Source organism: Cupriavidus sp. SW-Y-13, from assembly GCF_009793345.1.
GTDB lineage: Bacteria > Pseudomonadota > Gammaproteobacteria > Burkholderiales > Burkholderiaceae > Cupriavidus.
Genome location: NZ_WHLX01000002.1, coordinates 1 through 16272 on the forward strand (window position 1 = coordinate 1; position 16272 = coordinate 16272).

The window sequence follows — 16272 nt, forward strand, 5'->3', positions numbered from 1 at the left end:
GCGCACGCATGGGATTGCTCCCGACGAGGCGCTGGCGGAAGCGTCGCGATGACCGTCGGTTTGCTGCTGCATGAGACCCATTGATCTGAGCCGCGCCAGACTAGTTTTTTGCTGGCGCAGCGGCCCGTGTGATATCCGTTTGATATCGATGTTAATCGAATTATGACCGGGCTGTAGCACGTGGCGGCCCAGCCGGGTGTTCGGTCTGCAGTGGCTCAGAGATGGCGCTTGCCCATCCGCGAACCCGCATCAGTATGTCGCACTTGCCGAACCAGCCCGCGCGCACCGCGATGCAGGCGGCCTCGAATGCCTTGACGTTCCCCTCAAGGCTGAGCGCGTGCTGCAGCCACCGGCGATAACAGCGGTCCTGATAGGCGATGTATCGCTGACGCAGCATCGGATCCAATGGAATCAGCCCTTCGGACGCAGGAAACTCGGGCGCACCAAGATAGGACTCGAACCAGAACATGTAGGCACACGCGCGCATTCGCTCTTCGAGGGAGGCGTTGACGTATGCCATTTCGGTTATCGGATGCGGAGGTTGTTGACCACTTCGGAAACGCCCGGCGCAGACCATGCGGCGCCGGCAGCGGCTCGGCGCTCGGCCAGCGAGTCGACGGTTCCTTCCAGCGTGACGACGCCGGCGTTTGCCTTGATGGAGATGTGATGGGCTTCGCGTTCCGCATGACGCCGAAGCGCGGATTCGATCTTTCCTTCAATTGCCTCCGGCACGACCTTCGGCACAACACGGATCAGGTTCGATACACCAACAACGCCGCGGATATGGCTGACCGCGTTTTCCGCCGCTCGGCGCTGAAAGCCCCATTGGACGGTGCCACGGAGCGTAATCCAACCCTTTTCGATCTCCACGTGCAGATTGTCGGCCGGCACATGCACATACCACTGCAACGCGTTGCGGGCCGCCAGCGCGACAGCCTCGTCACCCAGCGTAGACTTCGGCGACACTTCAAGTTTGACCACGATACCTTTGACCCCGCTTATGCGCTCGGCGGCGCTCTCCGCGGCAATTTTCTCCGAGTATGTGCCAACGTGGCCGGCGAGGGTCACGACCCCTTGGTGTACTTCGACACCGATTCCGGCGGCAGCTACGCGAGGATCCCAGTCGAGCTCTTCATCGATAAGCTGCTTGATTTCCATGTCTGTTTTCATTCCATTCTCCTGCCTAGGTCATGCAGGGTCATCGAAAGATGGCCCTGCATGTTGCAATCTAGAAGACCCGGGGATCTGGCCCTTGACGTGGCACAAATCAACCCAACGGCGGCGGGAAGGCAGCGGCCTGCTCAGTACTGCGCGCCCGTAGCGGCATGCAAGCTAGGCTTCGTTTGGCGAGAGCCACGCGGGGCGCCGGGAGACGCCGGGATCGGTTGTCGGCTGGGAAATCAGCGCCGTTGCAAACGCATCGATGTCGGCTCGTGCGTCTCCGCTGACGACGTCACGCTGCAACAGCACTATCACGGGATGCGGTGGACGACCCAGCGCCTCGGCAATCTCCTCGGCTGCGCGGAACCCGCCTCGCGCAGCCATCACCGCGGCGGCGGCCACACCCGGCGTGAACGGGCGCTGATCCCTCAGGAAGCTGCGCATCGGTGCGGCGAGATGACCGACCCAGACGGGCGCCATGAAGACCAGGTTGGCGTACTCGGACAAGGGTGGGCCAGCGTAGCGATAGGGCACATGCCGACGCAGAAGGTTGTCGAAGACGCATCGAAGGTCACCCCGGAAGCCAGCGCGACTGACTGCATCCTCGACTTCAAAGAGGGGGCAGTCCAGACGATCGGCCAGCATTTGGGCAGCCAGCCGCGTGGTGCCGCTACGAGAGTAGAAAATCACAGCAATGTCGTTCATGGCGCGTGACGGGTAGTTAAGATCGTTGGGATGCAAGTCTTCCCAACTCAAGGCTAGGCTGCTCGGATTCTCCTCGCTTGATATGCGTCAAGGTCCCGACGGTCAGAATTCCTACGCTGAATGCAGGAACGGACTGTCTTGTGAAGGAGCTGCAATGAAACGAAAACTTGCACCGAGTGCGATGGCTGCGGTGGTCATGAGTGCGTTGGCCGTATCCGCTGCGCATGCGCAGAAGAACTACACCGATGGCGGTGATCTTTATGGCGGCGCACATGCGGCAACGGGCAAGGCAGCACCGGCAAAGGACGCCAGGAAGTCATCGACACAACGCTCCGGGAAGTTCGATCCCTACACTGACGGCATACATGAGCAGCCGGCGTCTTCCGGCGCGAAAAAATTCCCGGACGAGCGCCCGCAACCCGATGACGTGGCGAGATCCGGGAAGTTCGATCCGTATTCAGAAGGACAGAGTAAGAAGTAGGCGGGCATCGACAGGGGGAGGGCGCATTGCTGCGGTCACGCCTGGTTTTCAGACCGTCGGCACGGAGGTCAGTCCAGTCGATCCGCGCTGAGGAGGGCGCGAGCTGTCATGTAAAGGGGGCACGATCAGGATGTCGGGTGCCAGAATGCTCAATAGCGCCGGAACAGTGATTTCGGCCGTCACGCTTGCGGGCGGATTTGCCGCGCGGGCGTGGTTCGGGGACGCCGTCGCTGATGGCATCTGGCTGCTCGGGGTGTTGCCCAACGTCATCGCGCATACCGTCACAAGCGTCAAGTCCGTGTTTCGCAAGCAAGCCGGCGTGGATCTGCTGGCCCTGGCATCGGTGGTCGTTGCGCTGAGTCTTGGAGAGTTTCTCGTGGCGGCCGTTATCTCGCTGATGCTGGCGAGTGGCCGTGCGCTGGAGGACTACGCGCAGTTCCGCGCGCAACGGGAGATGACCGCACTGCTCAGGCATGCGCCTCGCCAGGCGATTCGACAGGAGCAGGGTAACTGGGTGTCCGTGGGCGTGAGTGAGGTTCGTCCAGGCGACCGGCTCATGGTGCGGCATGGAGATGTGCTTCCCGTCGACGGCGTGTTGGCCTGCGCTGGCGATCTTGATGAGTCTGCTCTCACGGGAGAAGCCACAATCCAGCGGCGGGCTGCGGGGGAAGCCGTTTGCAGCGGTGTACTGAATGCCGGGTCCGTGCTGGAGATGGTTGCGCATGCGACGGAGTCGGACAGTACGTTTTCCGGCATTCTGCGCATGGTGGCGGCAGCACAGGCCGAACGCAGCCCGCTGACGCGCCTCGCCGATCGTTATGCCTTGTTCTTTATCGTTGTGGCGCTGGCCGTCGCGGGTGCCAGTTGGCTATGGAGCGGCGACGCCTTGCGCGTGCTGGCCGTACTGGTCGTGGCCACACCATGTCCGCTGATTCTGGGCGTACCGGTTGCCGTGGTATCTGGACTGTCGCGTTGCGCGAGCCACGGCGTGCTCGTGAAGGGCGGAGGTGCCATGGAGCGGCTGGCGCGTGCCAGCATCCTGTTTTTTGACAAGACCGGCACGCTTACGCGCGGTACGGCGCGGCTTGTCGAAATGGCCAGCGCGCCGGGCGAGCCGGTAGAGACGCCACTCCGGCTTGCTGCATCGCTCGGTCAGGGGTCGTCACATGTCATCTCCGATGCCTTGACGATGGCCGCCCGTCAGCGGGGCGTGCCACTGGCCTCGCCAAAGGGTGTGAAAGAGCAGGCGGGCGCAGGTGTCGAGGGGATTGTCGACGGTTGCGTGGTCAGGATGGGCTCCAGTGACTACGTCGTCGGTGATGCCACTCTGCCAACGTGGGCCGGCGCAATAGAACAGCGCATTCGTATAGGCGGCATGTCGGCAGTGTTCGTGGGGGGTGACGGTCGATTGGTTGGCATCCTGGCACTCGCAGATGCCGTGAGAGAGGACACCCCTCGGGCCTTGCGCCTGTTGAGGCGCGAAGGCTTGGTGCGGCAAGCGATGCTTACCGGGGACCGGCGGGATCTGGCGGAAGCTCTGGGGACAATGTTGGGTATCGAGGAAGTCTATGCGGCGCAATCGCCCGCTCAGAAACTTGCGCGTATACGGGCCGCCCGCCATGATGGGGTGGTCATCATGGCGGGAGACGGTGTCAACGATGCGCCCGCCCTGGCTGCTGCTGACGTTGGCATCGCCATGGGGGCGCGCGGTGCTGCCTCGGCTTCGGAGGTTGCGGATGTAGTGTTGATGGTGGACCGCCTCGATCGTCTGGCCGATGGCGTGCGCATCGCGCGTCGCACGCTGCGGATCGCCAGGCAGAGCGCGGTCTTGGGCATGACGCTGTCTCTTGGCGCGATGCTCGCCGCGGGTGCGGGTGCGTTGCCGCCACTGGCAGGCGCAATCCTGCAGGAGGCGATTGATGTCGTAGCCATCTTGACGGCGCTACGCGCCGCATTACCCGCGCGCCAGGAGCGAAAGGCGACATTGGCCCCCGATGTTGTGGGGCGGCTGAAGGCGGAGCATGCATTGCTCGAGCCAATCATGGAAAGGATTCGCGTGGTGGCCGATACCTTGCCAACTTTGAACTGCGAGGCGGCGCACAGCGAGTTGCTCGCGCTGAACCGGTCTCTGAGCGAGGTGCTCGTGCCGCACGAACGCAGGGACGATCTTCACCTGTATCCAGAGGTCGCGCAGTTGCTTGGCGGGGAGGACCCGATGGCGCCGCTGAGTGGCATGCACCGCGAGATATTTCGATTGACATCGGGGCTGGAAAAGGCCATCGCCGCAATGCCGCAAGATGGTCCGAGCAACGAGGCTGTACGGCAAATACAGCGCTCCTTGTACGCCCTTGAAGCAGTTGTCCGTCTGCATTGCGCGCAGGAAGACGAGCTGTATCACGTACTCGAGAAAATGGAACCGAAGCGGGCATGATCCCCGCCCGGGCTAACCACGCCGGATGCCGGGCATGTGGATGCCAACATCCTGCAATGTGGTGACCGCGCCGTGGCCAGCAAGCTCGCTCATCCTGATTGTTGTTCGGGGCGAGACGGCAGAGGGGTTCCCTATGCTATGGCTGCAAAGGGTCGCGTGGCGACGCTTCCCGCAATTTACGAACTTTTTTTCGACAAATGCAACTGCCGAATCCGCGGTCGAGCGTACTCCGCTTGTGGTGCGCTTAGTTATGATAGGGGTCCGTTTCGCGCAAAATACCCCATATACACTCTTCGCCGCATACATCGTTAATCGGATAGCGAGGAAGTGCCATGGCGGTCTCTGCACGCGTGACAGGGCGGGGCTCGCTTGTGAATCCTGCGACGTAGCCAGCGTCGACAGCCAACGCCTCCAGTTCAGTGTCGTGAATGCCAAATGGCCACGCAATGCACGTCGCCGTGGCACCCGTCTCAGCGGAGACGCGGCTTCGGGCATGCACGAGTTGCTCAAGCACGAACGCACGAAAACTGGCGGCATCACGTAGAGCGCGCTCCGAGCGAAAGTTGGGATGCCAGTACGCGTGAGACTCAATGGTGAAAAATCCGTCCTGCTTCATCGTGCGCAACTCCTCCCAGGTTAACGCGTCGGACGCATTGGAGATGGCTGAAGGATAAATAAATAGGGTGATAGGTATAGCCCAATGCCGATCGCGTAGTAAGGGGCGAAGGACATCATAGACTGAGCGATGTCCGTCATCGATCGTGATGGGCCTGTCAGTTTTTTTGTGTGCAGGACAGCTAGAGGCTTGCCGGTCGAATGGATTGGCAAGCCTGCATTCTCTCAGAGGTGCGGGTGGGTAAATCGGTCTTCGTACAACACTGCGAACTGATTCATGGCCGCCTTCCAGTCATGCGTTGCCATCCCCCATTTTCCAGTGATGTTGCGCAGGGCCAGCCACAACAGCTTGGTGGCAGCTTCGTCGCTGGGGAAGTGGCCTCGGGTCTTGATGATCTTGCGTAGCTGCGCGTTGATGCTTTCGATGGCATTCGTCGTGTAGATGATCTTGCGGATCGCCGGCGGGAATGCAAAGAATGGAATGACCTGATCCCAAGCCCGGCGCCAGGCAGCCGGGATCGGTGTGTACCGCTGTCCCCATTGCCCTTGCTCAAAGGCTGCCAACTCGGCCATGGCCGCTTCCGCGCTGGGCGCCGTGTAGATCGGTTTGAGCGCTGCGGCCACCGCCCGACGGTCCTTCCACCCTGCGTAGTCCAGGCTGCCCCGGATCAGATGCACGATGCAGGTCTGCAGCGTGGTGTTCGGGAATACGGCGTTTAACGCGGGCTCCATGCCTTGAGGCCGTCGGTCACCGCAATCAGGATGTCCTGCGTGCCGCGCGTTTTAAGATCGTTGAAGACCTTCATCCAGAACTTGGCGCCCTCGTGGTTTCGATCCATAGGCCAAGGATGTCGCGCGTCATCGGGCAAGACGCCGAGCGCCAGATAGACGGCCTTGTTGCGCACACGCCGTCCTCGCGCATCTTGACCGCAGGGCATCGAAGAACACCACCGGGTACATGATCTCGAGCGGACGGCCTGCCATGCCGTGATCTCCTCCATCACGAGTCGGTCACCGAGCTGATGAACTCGGGCGAAACCTCGTGCCGTACTGCTCGACCAAAACGCCTGAATCTCGCGAACCGTCATGCCGCGGGCGTACATGGCGATGATCTTGTCATCGAACCCGTGAAGCGCCGCTCGTGTTTGGGGATCAAGATCGGAGCGAAGCTGCCATCCCGATCGCGCGGGATGTCCAGGCGCAGCGGCCCGTCCTCGGTCAGCACGTCTTAGCACTCTTGCCGTTGCGCTGATTGGTTGTCTCTGCCAGGCGCTCGGTACCGGCTGGATAGCCAGGTGATGGCCCAGTTCGGCACCCAGCGCACGCTCGATCAGCGCCTTCTTGAACGCCATGGCCGCATCCTGCACCGCCTCGGCGGTCATCGGGCCTTTGACGAATTGATCAATTAATTCCTTCGGGATGGCGGGCAATTCCCGCAATGGGGCTTTCGGTTTGCGTGGCATACATGCTCCTTAACGACATGTTATGCCCTACACACAAAATTCCTGACAGGCCCATCGTGATAACTACCGCGCGTTCCGGCAACGTGTTCACGTCCCCTCGATACCATGCCAGCACCTGTTCCAAAGGTACGACCTGAAAGCCGGCATGACGAATAGCCCGCAGATGCGATACAAAGCTGTCAACGCGTACCGTCACCGAGTCTCCGGGCGCATGCCCAAAGCGATGGTAAGTCAGGATTGGGATTGGGCGATGTTTCGGGAGTTCGACGCCAGTCACCCCCGCATGCGCGGTCAAGGCATGAAGCGCCGTCGTCAAAAGGATTGTAGTAATCGCCACCGCGCGCCATGGCGCCAAGGGAAAGAACGGACGATGCATGTGCCCTCCTGATGTCCTCTTTCTTGTGTATTTTGGCAACGCGATGGCATGACGACTTGCGCTAGGTCAATCTCCGCATGCGGGACGATGCTTGATTCGTCGCAAGATCGGACGTTGAACAATGCCTATCTTGAAGACTGTGCAATGTGCCGGGAGGCAGCATGAGACGAAAAGCAATGCTGACCGTGCGGCCCTTTGCTTGCGTGTCGGGGGTGTGAGGACCAGTGGATATCGATGGTCGGTCAGCAGCTCAAATCGACAATCGCGATGTGTTTGTGGGCATGTTGAGCACCTTGATTGACTTGTACTTCTATAGCCGAGTGGGACATATGAGCCTTCTGGCAGAAGGCCAGCTTGTGGCACTCCGCGAGGTTTGAAAGCGCGCGCATACTTGATTGAAGAGGGGTGATGATGAATATGGAACGAGTAGCCGTCGTCACTGGCGGCATGGGTGGGCTCGGTGAGGCGATTGCCCTGCGGCTGGATAAGGAAGGGTTTCGTGTCGTAGTGACATATTCGCCGCACAATGAACATGTCGCAGCATGGTTGGAGACTCAATGGGGAGAGAAGCGAAACATCGCAGCCTTCCCCGTGGACGTCGATGACTATGATGCATGCCAGCGTTGCGTAGCCCGAGTGCAGTCTGAAATCGGCAATATCGAAGTGCTGGTCAATAATGCTGGCATTGTGCGAGACGGCGCCTTCGCCGCAATGACGGCGGCCGACTGGCGGGCGGTATTGACCACAGACCTCGATTCCATGTTCAACATGACCCGTCAAGTCTGTAATGGCATGGTAGAACGGGGGTGGGGGCGTATTGTCAATATTTCGTCGGTAGTTGGCTCATGCGGAGCTATAGGCCAAGCGAACTACGCCGCTGCCAAGGCCGGCGTTCACGGGCTTACAAAGTCATTGGCTCTCGAGTTTGCCGGCCGAGGCATCACGGTCAACACGATTTCGCCTGGTTTCCTCGACACCCAAATGATGCGTGCCATTCCTGAAAATGTTCTCGCGCAGCGAATTCTGCCGCAGATTCCCGTCGGCCGTCTTGGGCGGCCAAGCGAAGTGGCCGGACTCATTGCCTATCTTTGCTCCGACGATGGAGCTTACGTCACGGGGGCAAACCTTGCCATCAATGGTGGCTACCACATGTCGTAGACGTGCTGATTTGCCGCCGACAGGGCAGGGCTTCTGCTTCTCGTGCCTGACTGCCCTGATGCCGCGCGCCACTGTAGATGTAAGTCAATGACAAAGTCGTGCATGGTTGCCTCCAGAGGTAGGTCCTCGGATCGGTCGGTTTCGCGAACGTGTGAGACTTTGCGCCGATCGGCTGCCTTAGCTTGACATGCGTCAAGCCTGATTCGGGAAGTAGTCCTAGTCTTAAAACGTACCGATGCGGGAGCAAATGAAGCGCAGGCAAGCACTGGGACCAATGATATTCGCTGCCGTTGCGGTGTAGACGGCATCGTCCGTCACTGCACAGAAGAACAACACCGAGAGCGGCGACCTCTATGGTGGCGCCCACGCAGCCTCCCGCGGCGGGCCGACGCCGGGAAGTTTCCCGACGAACGTCCGCAGCCCGACGATGTGGCGCGCGCCAGCAAGTTCGAGCCCTATACCGAGAGTCAGTCCAAGTAACGTGCGCCATGGCGCAGCGGGAAGACAAGGTCATTCACGGAGGAGTGTCATGAAACGGAACGAAGGCAATGTGGATCGCGCACTGCGCATGCTGGTCGGCATCGTGCTCTTGCTGTTGGCTGCGAGTGGCACCATCCCGCCATGGGGATGGATTGGTGTCGTGCCGCTCCTGACCGGCCTGGCCGGTTACTGCCCGCTGTACCGGCTCTTTGGCTGGAGCACGTGCACACAACAACCGCCTACCGCCTGAAGGAGCACGTCATGACGGATACCGCATCAAAAGCCGACCCCATGCTCGGCCCCATGCAAACGCTGCTCGGAAATACCTTCCGCCTGTCCGCTGCGCTGGGCGAGGCGCGCCGTGACGTACTGAAGTCCCATGTCAAGGCGATGGAGGAGCAGTTGAAGACATGCCGCGCCATGTTGGTCAAGGTCTCTGCTGCGAAGGACTGGCAGACCTTGCAGGAGTCAATGGTCTGCGTGGCGTCCGAGAGCGCAGCGCACCAAGGCGCGCTGATCGGCGAGTATGCGCGGCTGATGACCGAGGGCATGGGAGGATGGCTCGAACAGTGTCGCGCGTGCGGCGACCAATGGCTCGCCATCGACCAGAAACAGCCGCTGCCAGCAAACGCAGTCATCAATAACGGCCTGAACGGCATATCGACCGCGTTCAACGAGTTCTACGACCAGTTGGGCCGCATGGCCTTCATGCTGAACGGGCAGGGTGCCGAAGCGGGCAGTGCGGCCACGTCCGCACGCGTCCGCCAGACGTAAGGGTTTCCTGCCGAACTGTATTCGGGGAGGCTTCGCCATGAATTACGCCACCATCCTTGTTCATCTGGATGGCAGCAGGCAACTGCATCAACGCCTGCATCTGGCCACTCAGATTGCATTGGCTCACAGCGCAAAGCTGATCGGCCTGTTTGCCGCTGGCCGGCCCGATCCGAATGCGATTCAGGGCGTGTTGAATGGCGACCGCTATGTCGCTTCGTTCAATCGGTGGCAAGACCAGGCGCGCAGGGGGGCGAAACTGGCATTCGAGGGCGCAACGGCGGGCGTCGATATTCGCACGCAATGGCGCGAAGTGGACTGGGGCACGCCATCTGCGGTGGTTGTCGAGACGCGTATGGCAGACCTGACGATACTGGGGCAGGCTGATCCCGCCGATCCACTGACGATGACCGATGGCCATTTTGTCGATCAGATGATCATGCGCAGTGGACGCCCGGCGATGATCGTGCCTCATACGGGTGCGTTCCCCAGCGTGGGGCGCCGCGTGCTGATAGCGTGGAACGGTGGGGCGGAGAGTGCCCGCGCCATCCACGATGCATTGCCGATCTTGCGCAGCGCGGCGTCTGTGGAGATCACCGAATACGTGAACCCGGACCAGATGACTGACCCCTGGGCTTCGCCGGGACGTTACGCGCAAACGTGGCTGCAGGACCATGGCGTGCAGGCGCGCCTCAGAGAAGCCACCATTGACCACGGCGACGAAACTGGAGAGCTGCTGCTGTCGCACGCGGCCGATCTCGATGCTGACCTGCTGGTGATGGGGGCGTATGGCCACAGCCGGATGCGTGAACTGATGCTTGGTGGCGTCACGGCGGCGCTGCTGCGCTCGATGACCGTGCCCGTGCTGATGTCGCACTAGGTCGCTGGCACTTCTGTTCTCGACATCGTCACGCATTTTCCTGAAGGTTCATCCGCGACAAGTGCTGACGGATCACGCCATCTGTGGTGACTTGTCAGTCAGACCGCAATGACAAAGGTGTCGCTGGGCGTATCCGTCCACTATGCCGTTAGGCGTTTACCCCGAATCACCACCACATGGGTACAGATCATCAAGGCATGCCTGCTGCTGGGCGGCGCGTCGTTCATGGCGTTCATGGTGCTGGCCCAGTTTCATTTCAGCCCTGAGGCGCTGTTTGCCAAGGCGGTAGAAGTGCATGCGAAGAAGGACTCCATCATGAGTCCGGGCAACTTCATCAAGGATCCGATATCGGCCATCTCGTTCGGGATTGCGCTGATGTTCGGCACTGCCGGCCTGCCGCACATCCTGATGCGCTTTTTCACGGTGCCCAATGCCAAGGAAGCCCGCAAGTCGGTGTTCTGGGCGACCACCTGGATTGGCTATTTCTACATCCTCACGTTCATCATCGGCTTTGGCGCGATCGTGCTGGTGAGTACCAATGCCAGTTTTCAGGATGGCAGCGGCAAGCTGTTGGGCGGCGTCAACATGGCGGCCGTTCACCTGGCCAATGCGGTGGGTGGCAACGTCTTCCTGGGCTTTATCTCGGCCGTGGCATTCGCGACCATCCTGGCCGTTGTGGCAGGGCTGACGCTGGCGGGCGCCTCGGCGGTGTCCCACGACCTCTACCAGACCGTCTTCAAGCACGGCAAGGCAACCAGTGCCATGGAGTTGCGCGTGTCCAAGATCACCACGGTTGTGCTCGGCGTCATTGCCGTGGTGCTGGGCATCGTGTTCGAGAAGCAGAACATCGCGTTCATGGTGTCACTGGCGTTTGCGGTAGCGGCATCGGCCAACTTCCCGGTGCTCTTTCTCTCGGTGTTGTGGAAGGGCTGCACCACACGCGGTGCGATGATCGGTGGCTTCCTGGGCCTGTTGTCGGCGGTGGTACTCACCGTACTGTCGCAGGCAGTGTGGGTCGACGTGTTCGCCGCGACGCCACTGGTCGACGGCAGGAAACACAGGTGATTCCCGTCACTCCACCCGCCGCCGAGCTTTAAGCTCGTTCAATCATCCGCAGCACTGCGATGGCCAGAGCACCGTTCGCCTCGCCCATCAGATCGACGGCGTCGAAATGATGACCACCGTTCTGCAAGACGATCTCCACGTCAACACCGGCATCGGATAGCAGTTCTTGATATTCGTGCTGAAGGCGGTGGCATTCCGGGGATTCGTCCCCGCCGACGGTCAGGATCATCGGCAGTTTGACTAGCTCCCGAAGCCCACTGCGCCGACCGCTTTCGACCCCCACAACTGCTGATGGAGCAGTTCGTGCGAAGGGGTTGCCGCCTTGAAGCTCTACTACCATCACCTGTCTGGGGCGACGCGTCCAGCCTGCTCACCTCCGGGCGGAGGCGAGCAGGCGACGGTCAGGGCAACGTGATCTTGCGGATCGTGTTGCGGTTCAGTTCCGTCACGTACAGGTTGCGGGCGCTGTCCATGGCGAGCGAGATCGGGGCGGAAAACCGCGCCACCGAGCCGCTACCGTTTGCGGAGCCCGAGGTCGTGGACCCCGCAATGGTCGTGACGACACCCGCTGGCGTGATCTTGCGGATCGTGTTGCCGTTGCGGTCCGCTACGTAGAGGTTGTCTTCCGGGTCGATGACCAGCCCGTTCGGACCATCGAACTGCGCGGCCGTGCCCACGCCATCCACCACACCGGCCGCGCCCGAGCCGGCGAAAGTCGTCACGACGCCAGCCGTCGTGATTTTCCGGATCGTGTTGGTCGAGATGTCCACGACGAAGAGGTTGCCGAACGCATCCATCTGGATGTCGGACGGGGAGATGAAGCGCGCGGCGGCACCGGTGCCATCGACGTTGCCAAACGCTACGTTGCTGCCCGCCAGCGTCGTGACCACGCCTGCCAGCGTGATCTTGCGGATCACGTGGTTGTTGAATTCCGTGACATAGAGATTGCCGTCGGCATGGAGCACCGCACTCGTCGGACTCGTGAACAGTGCCGCAGTGCCCGTGCCGTCCGCATACCCCGGCGTTCCTGCCGCGGAGCCCGCCAACGTGGAGACGGTGGTGCCGTCGAACTTGCGGATGGAGTGGTTCCCGCTATCGACGATGTACATGTCGCCACCTGGGCCGAGCGTGACGGCGCTCGGATAGCGGAAGCGCGCGGTTGCGGCCGGACCATCCACCGTGCCCACCGTGTTGGTGCCAACCACGGTACTGACCACGCCTGCGGGCGTAATCATGCGGATCGAGCTGTTCTGCGAATCGACCACGAGCATGTTGCCTCAAGGTATGGGAGGAGTCGATTGCTCCATTCCCTAACGGCATGGGACGCGCACACTTGAGTTGTCGAAGGGAAGGGTGGTCCGTGCAGCGTGTGACTGGCAGGGCGTCGCCTTGCCGATCTTGACGTTCTCGCCCTGGGCGCCGGCAGGCTGGTGACTTGCTGCGCGCCCGCATTGTTGACTGCAATGCAAGTCATATTCGCAGCCTGGCGGCTTTTTCGTCGTGAGGGTCGAAGTCAGACTTAGGGCTCTGACCTGCGTGGTGCCCATTCGCGCAAGACCGTGCCTGAAAGCTGGTGCATGGAACGGCGCCACGCTCCAACGAGGACGATTTTCGTGAACAAAACACTCGCCAAAACTTTCCTGATCGGCACGCTGCCGCTATTCATGCATGCCGCGTCCGCAGCAGACTGGTATCCATCGCCTTATGGCGCGAGCGACGAGATTGGTGCGGCCAACCTGCTAACGCCGGACGTCGTCAGGCAGGCGGTCACGCTGGTGAAGACTGGCAAGACCTATCCGCTGGCCGTGCCGGTGGACAAGTCGCTCCCGGCCTACCGGCATCGCAGCTTCCAGCTCTACAACGTGCAAGTTGGACAGCAGGCTGGCCTGTCGCTTGGTCCGAACAAATTCACGTTCAACGACGAACTGGTCAATGCCTGGACCGGCGTCGGGACACAGCTCAACGGTATCGGTCATATCGGTATCGACAACGTGTACTACAACGGGAACCGGGCCGCCGATTTCGTCAGCGTGAATGGTGTCAGGAAGCTCGGTGTGGAGAAAGTGCCCCCACTGGTGACACGCGGTGTGGTACTCGACATGACCGCGCACTTTGGCCAAGCCATCGTTCCTGGCGGCACCGAGTTCTCGGTGAAGGATGTACAGGCCGTACTGAAAAAACAGGGCATTACGCTGCGCAAGGGCGACGTGGTGCTCTTCAATACCGGCTGGCTGGAACTGGTCGGGAAGGACAACAACCAGTTCTTGGAAGTGGAGCCCGGCATTGGCATGGACGCCGCCAAATGGCTGGCTGACCAGGGCATCGTAGCGTTCGGGGGAGATACATGGGCTTCGGAGGTCTACCCGAGTCCGCACGGAAAGGAAGAGTTCCCGGTGAATCAGTACATGCTCGCCAAGCGTGGCATCTACAACCTGGAGTTGATCGACAGCCGGGCCCTGGTACGCGATCAGGCGTGGGAATTCCTGTTCGTCCTGGGGCAGCCACTCTATGTGGGATCCACGCAGGTCAACGTGAATCCGGTTGCCATTCGATAGACCATCCTTGGGTCAACGTCGCACGGCTGGAATCGACCTGTCGCGCCAAAGTGAGTAGGTGGAAAAATGCCTTGTCCGCTGGCGCCTCGGAGGCGTTCATCTAGATACTGATGCCGCAGTGAAAGCGTCGAAAAATTCGTCTGAGTAGATCTCGGCCAGTGCAAGCCGTAGTGCCGCGGCTCGCTCGGCTCCGTACACTGCTTCGAAGCGATCCTGTGCCTGGCGCCAGAGTCGATTCGACTCGGCTAACTTAGCCTTTCCCTCTTGAGTGAGGTCGACTCTCCTGCTTCTGCCGTCCTTGGTGTCTCGCACTTGAACCAGGTAGCCATCCCGCTCGAGCGGTTGGATATTCCGCGCCAACGCCGAGCGATCAAGCACCATGGCCTGTGCCAACTCGGTCATTGTTGGCATCTGTCCTCGTGCGATGTGAACCAGTATGGACCGCTGTGAGACGGTCAACCCACATGGTGCCAGGGCGGCGTCATAGAGCTGCGTGATACGGCGCGTCGCCTTGCGCAAGGCAGATCCATTGCAGATCAATGGGTCTTTTGCTATCGAAGTGGGCATTCTGGATTCGGCCAAGTCTCAAATTTCCTCAATCAAGGCAGGGGAGCGATCGTTTCGGATCGTAGTGTAGTGCATCTTGACCAATGCGTGCATATGCAAGTAAAGTTGGTTGCTTGCATATGCACGTAATTTGTTGCTGGATGACCCGCCTTATGGCGAAAGGCCAAACGAGATGACTACCTCTGGATCGGCGACGATGGGCGCCTCCAATCCACGCCTGCGATTGATGCTGGAGGCGCCCATCGTTCCAACGGTTCTTCGCATGAGCGTGCCAAACATGCTCATGATGCTGGCCCAGGCATCGACGGGGTTGATCGAGACATGGTTCCTGGCGAAACTCGGTACGGACGTACTGGCCGGTGTCGCCGTTGTCATACCTGTACTCATGCTCATGGGAAACATGTCACAAGGAGCAATGGGTGGCGGGATATCTGCAGCGGTAGCGCGCGCACTTGGAGCCGGTAATCAGTCGTTGGCAAATCAGATTCCTCGGCACGCCCTCGCCATCAACATCCTTATTGGCGTTGCTTTCTCCGCGTTGCTCCTGACGTTTCAGCGGCCACTTTTTTCGCTTCTTGGCGCAAAGGGTGCGGCACTGGATGCGGCTTGCACTTACGGTCATGTGCTATTCGCAGGCCTTCCGCTAATGTGGGCGATGAACGCACTTGCCAGTGTGGTTCGGGGCACGGGCAACATGTCATTTCCCGGGATGGTGATCTGTGGAGGTGCCGTCGCCCTGGTGCCACTTTCTCCTTGCCTGATTTTTGGTTGGGGCCCGATTCCCCCTTTGGGAATTGCCGGTGGCGCATGGGCTTTGGTGATGTATTACGCAGCAGGCACTGCGATACTAGGCTGGTTCTGTTTGTCGGGACGTTCCGCCGCGCGGCTTGCGCCAGGCGCATTGCATTGGGCACCCATGCGCAGCATTTTGACCGTTGGCGCACTCGCATGTATCAATCCGGTACTTACCAATGCGCTGATAGCGGTGACCACCGCTCAAGTTGGTGGGCATGGCGGCACCGCGGCGCTGGCAGGCTACGCAACGGGAGCCAGGCTCGAGTACCTGCTGATTCCAATCGCGTTCGGCTTCGGCGCCCCAATGGTCGCGCTCGTGGGCGCCAACATCGGCGCAGGTCAGGTCGACCGCGCGCGGCGCATCGCACTTAGCGGTGGATTCATGGCTTTCGCATTGGCCGAACTGGTTGGCTTGGCTGCGGCACTATGGCCCACCGCGTGGCTGGGACTTTTTGGAGCAGACGAGCATTTGCTGGTAGCGGGCGTCGCCTACTTGCATATGGTGGGTCCGTTCTATGGCTTCTTCGCCCTTGGCTTCTCGCTCTACTTTGCATCTCAAGGTGCAGGTCGACTCAAGTGGCCGTTGGTGGCCGGAGCGCTGCGCCTCAGTTTGTTCGCCGGTGTCGGCGGCCTTGCATTGTCTCTGGGTGCAACCTTGCAACAGTACTTTGCCTTTGGCGCCCTTGCGATGCTCGTCTACGGTAGTTTCATTCTGTGGGCGGTGGCCCGCGGAAATTGGGGCCACGGGCGTGCTGGGAACTAAAAAAAG

The 16272-nt window shown here is 60.6% G+C and carries 16 protein-coding genes and 2 pseudogenes; 9 read left to right on the forward strand and 9 right to left on the reverse strand.

The features are described 5' to 3' along the window. Positions 1–160: 160 nt before the first annotated feature. The 3 genes from GA566_RS15940 to GA566_RS15950 form a co-directional block, all read right to left on the reverse strand. Complete coding sequence (locus GA566_RS15940) at positions 161–520, reverse strand: hypothetical protein (protein WP_137927424.1); 360 nt, start codon at positions 518–520, stop codon at positions 161–163. 5 nt (positions 521–525) lie between these two features. After that, positions 526–1170 (reverse strand): BON domain-containing protein, encoded by a 645-nt coding sequence (locus GA566_RS15945; RefSeq protein WP_137927425.1) that lies wholly within the window; start codon positions 1168–1170, stop codon positions 526–528. 162 nt (positions 1171–1332) lie between these two features. Continuing rightward, a complete protein-coding gene (locus tag GA566_RS15950) occupies positions 1333–1917 on the reverse strand; it encodes a hypothetical protein (protein ID WP_237380410.1) in 585 nt (194 codons plus the stop codon). A 103-nt stretch (positions 1918–2020) separates the two neighbouring features. On the opposite strand from GA566_RS15950, the gene GA566_RS15955 reads away from it, so the two are divergent. Both GA566_RS15955 and GA566_RS15960 read left to right on the forward strand, forming a co-directional pair. Beyond that, positions 2021–2347, forward strand: a complete 327-nt coding sequence (locus GA566_RS15955) for a hypothetical protein (RefSeq protein ID WP_137927426.1) — start codon at positions 2021–2023, stop codon at positions 2345–2347. Positions 2348–2492: 145 nt separating this feature from the next. Beyond that, positions 2493–4778, forward strand: a complete 2286-nt coding sequence (locus GA566_RS15960; RefSeq protein WP_237380412.1) for a heavy metal translocating P-type ATPase — start codon at positions 2493–2495, stop codon at positions 4776–4778. Between the two features lie 244 nt (positions 4779–5022). Here GA566_RS15960 and GA566_RS15965 read toward each other — a convergent pair whose 3' ends face one another. The 3 genes and pseudogenes from GA566_RS15965 to GA566_RS15975 form a co-directional block, all read right to left on the reverse strand. Then, positions 5023–5685 (reverse strand): polysaccharide deacetylase family protein, encoded by a 663-nt coding sequence (locus GA566_RS15965; protein WP_160474615.1) that lies wholly within the window; start codon positions 5683–5685, stop codon positions 5023–5025. After that, a pseudogene (locus GA566_RS33675) lies at positions 5619–6618 on the reverse strand (IS256 family transposase). Before GA566_RS33675 ends, GA566_RS15965 begins: the two are co-directional and overlap by 67 nt. A gap of 176 nt (positions 6619–6794) precedes the next feature. After that, on the reverse strand, positions 6795–7232 hold the full coding sequence (locus GA566_RS15975; RefSeq protein WP_160473328.1) for a hypothetical protein: 438 nt from the start codon (positions 7230–7232) through the stop codon (positions 6795–6797). A gap of 411 nt (positions 7233–7643) precedes the next feature. Between GA566_RS15975 and phbB the strand changes: the two genes are divergently transcribed. From phbB to actP, 5 genes and pseudogenes are all read left to right on the forward strand, one after another. Beyond that, positions 7644–8390, forward strand: coding sequence for an acetoacetyl-CoA reductase (gene phbB / locus GA566_RS15980; protein WP_160474616.1), 747 nt, complete (start codon positions 7644–7646; stop codon positions 8388–8390). A 529-nt stretch (positions 8391–8919) separates the two neighbouring features. Beyond that, positions 8920–9120 (forward strand): DUF2892 domain-containing protein, encoded by a 201-nt coding sequence (locus tag GA566_RS15985; protein WP_137927428.1) that lies wholly within the window; start codon positions 8920–8922, stop codon positions 9118–9120. Positions 9121–9131: 11 nt separating this feature from the next. Next, entirely contained in the window at positions 9132–9644 is a 513-nt protein-coding gene (locus GA566_RS15990) for a hypothetical protein (RefSeq protein ID WP_160473329.1), read from the forward strand. 37 nt (positions 9645–9681) lie between these two features. Further along, entirely contained in the window at positions 9682–10521 is an 840-nt protein-coding gene (locus tag GA566_RS15995; protein WP_137927430.1) for a universal stress protein, read from the forward strand. Positions 10522–10692: 171 nt separating this feature from the next. Then, positions 10693–11547: pseudogene (actP, locus tag GA566_RS16000) on the forward strand (cation acetate symporter); the annotation flags it as partial. Positions 11548–11614: 67 nt separating this feature from the next. Here actP and GA566_RS16005 read toward each other — a convergent pair. Then, entirely contained in the window at positions 11615–11815 is a 201-nt protein-coding gene (locus GA566_RS16005) for a hypothetical protein (RefSeq protein ID WP_346814233.1), read from the reverse strand. 172 nt (positions 11816–11987) lie between these two features. After that, the gene (locus GA566_RS16010) at positions 11988–12857 is read right to left on the reverse strand and encodes a hypothetical protein (protein WP_160473330.1); all 870 of its coding nucleotides are present in this window, start codon (positions 12855–12857) and stop codon (positions 11988–11990) included. A 342-nt stretch (positions 12858–13199) separates the two neighbouring features. Here GA566_RS16010 and GA566_RS16015 point away from each other — a divergent pair, with 342 nt between their 5' ends. Next, the gene (locus GA566_RS16015; RefSeq protein ID WP_370459312.1) at positions 13200–14141 is read left to right on the forward strand and encodes a cyclase family protein; all 942 of its coding nucleotides are present in this window, start codon (positions 13200–13202) and stop codon (positions 14139–14141) included. Between the two features lie 96 nt (positions 14142–14237). Here GA566_RS16015 and GA566_RS16020 read toward each other — a convergent pair whose 3' ends face one another. Then, complete coding sequence (locus GA566_RS16020) at positions 14238–14708, reverse strand: MarR family winged helix-turn-helix transcriptional regulator (protein ID WP_160474618.1); 471 nt, start codon at positions 14706–14708, stop codon at positions 14238–14240. A 226-nt stretch (positions 14709–14934) separates the two neighbouring features. Here GA566_RS16020 and GA566_RS16025 point away from each other — a divergent pair, with 226 nt between their 5' ends. Continuing rightward, the gene (locus GA566_RS16025) at positions 14935–16266 is read left to right on the forward strand and encodes an MATE family efflux transporter (RefSeq protein WP_160474619.1); all 1332 of its coding nucleotides are present in this window, start codon (positions 14935–14937) and stop codon (positions 16264–16266) included. Positions 16267–16272: the final 6 nt, after the last annotated feature.

Coding starts and splice junctions, on each gene's coding strand:
- GA566_RS15955 (WP_137927426.1), top strand. CDS start 2,021: ATGAAACGAAAACTTGCACCGAGTGCGATGGCTGCGGTGGTCATGAGT.
- GA566_RS15960 (WP_237380412.1), top strand. CDS start 2,493: ATGCTCAATAGCGCCGGAACAGTGATTTCGGCCGTCACGCTTGCGGGC.
- GA566_RS16005 (WP_346814233.1), bottom strand. CDS start 11,815: ATGATCCTGACCGTCGGCGGGGACGAATCCCCGGAATGCCACCGCCTT.
- GA566_RS16020 (WP_160474618.1), bottom strand. CDS start 14,708: ATGCCCACTTCGATAGCAAAAGACCCATTGATCTGCAATGGATCTGCC.
- GA566_RS15990 (WP_160473329.1), top strand. CDS start 9,132: ATGACGGATACCGCATCAAAAGCCGACCCCATGCTCGGCCCCATGCAA.
- GA566_RS15985 (WP_137927428.1), top strand. CDS start 8,920: ATGAAACGGAACGAAGGCAATGTGGATCGCGCACTGCGCATGCTGGTC.
- GA566_RS15995 (WP_137927430.1), top strand. CDS start 9,682: ATGAATTACGCCACCATCCTTGTTCATCTGGATGGCAGCAGGCAACTG.
- GA566_RS15945 (WP_137927425.1), bottom strand. CDS start 1,170: ATGAAAACAGACATGGAAATCAAGCAGCTTATCGATGAAGAGCTCGAC.
- GA566_RS16025 (WP_160474619.1), top strand. CDS start 14,935: ATGCTGGAGGCGCCCATCGTTCCAACGGTTCTTCGCATGAGCGTGCCA.
- phbB (WP_160474616.1), top strand. CDS start 7,644: ATGAATATGGAACGAGTAGCCGTCGTCACTGGCGGCATGGGTGGGCTC.
- GA566_RS15975 (WP_160473328.1), bottom strand. CDS start 7,232: ATGCATCGTCCGTTCTTTCCCTTGGCGCCATGGCGCGCGGTGGCGATT.
- GA566_RS15940 (WP_137927424.1), bottom strand. CDS start 520: ATGGCATACGTCAACGCCTCCCTCGAAGAGCGAATGCGCGCGTGTGCC.
- GA566_RS16010 (WP_160473330.1), bottom strand. CDS start 12,857: ATGCTCGTGGTCGATTCGCAGAACAGCTCGATCCGCATGATTACGCCC.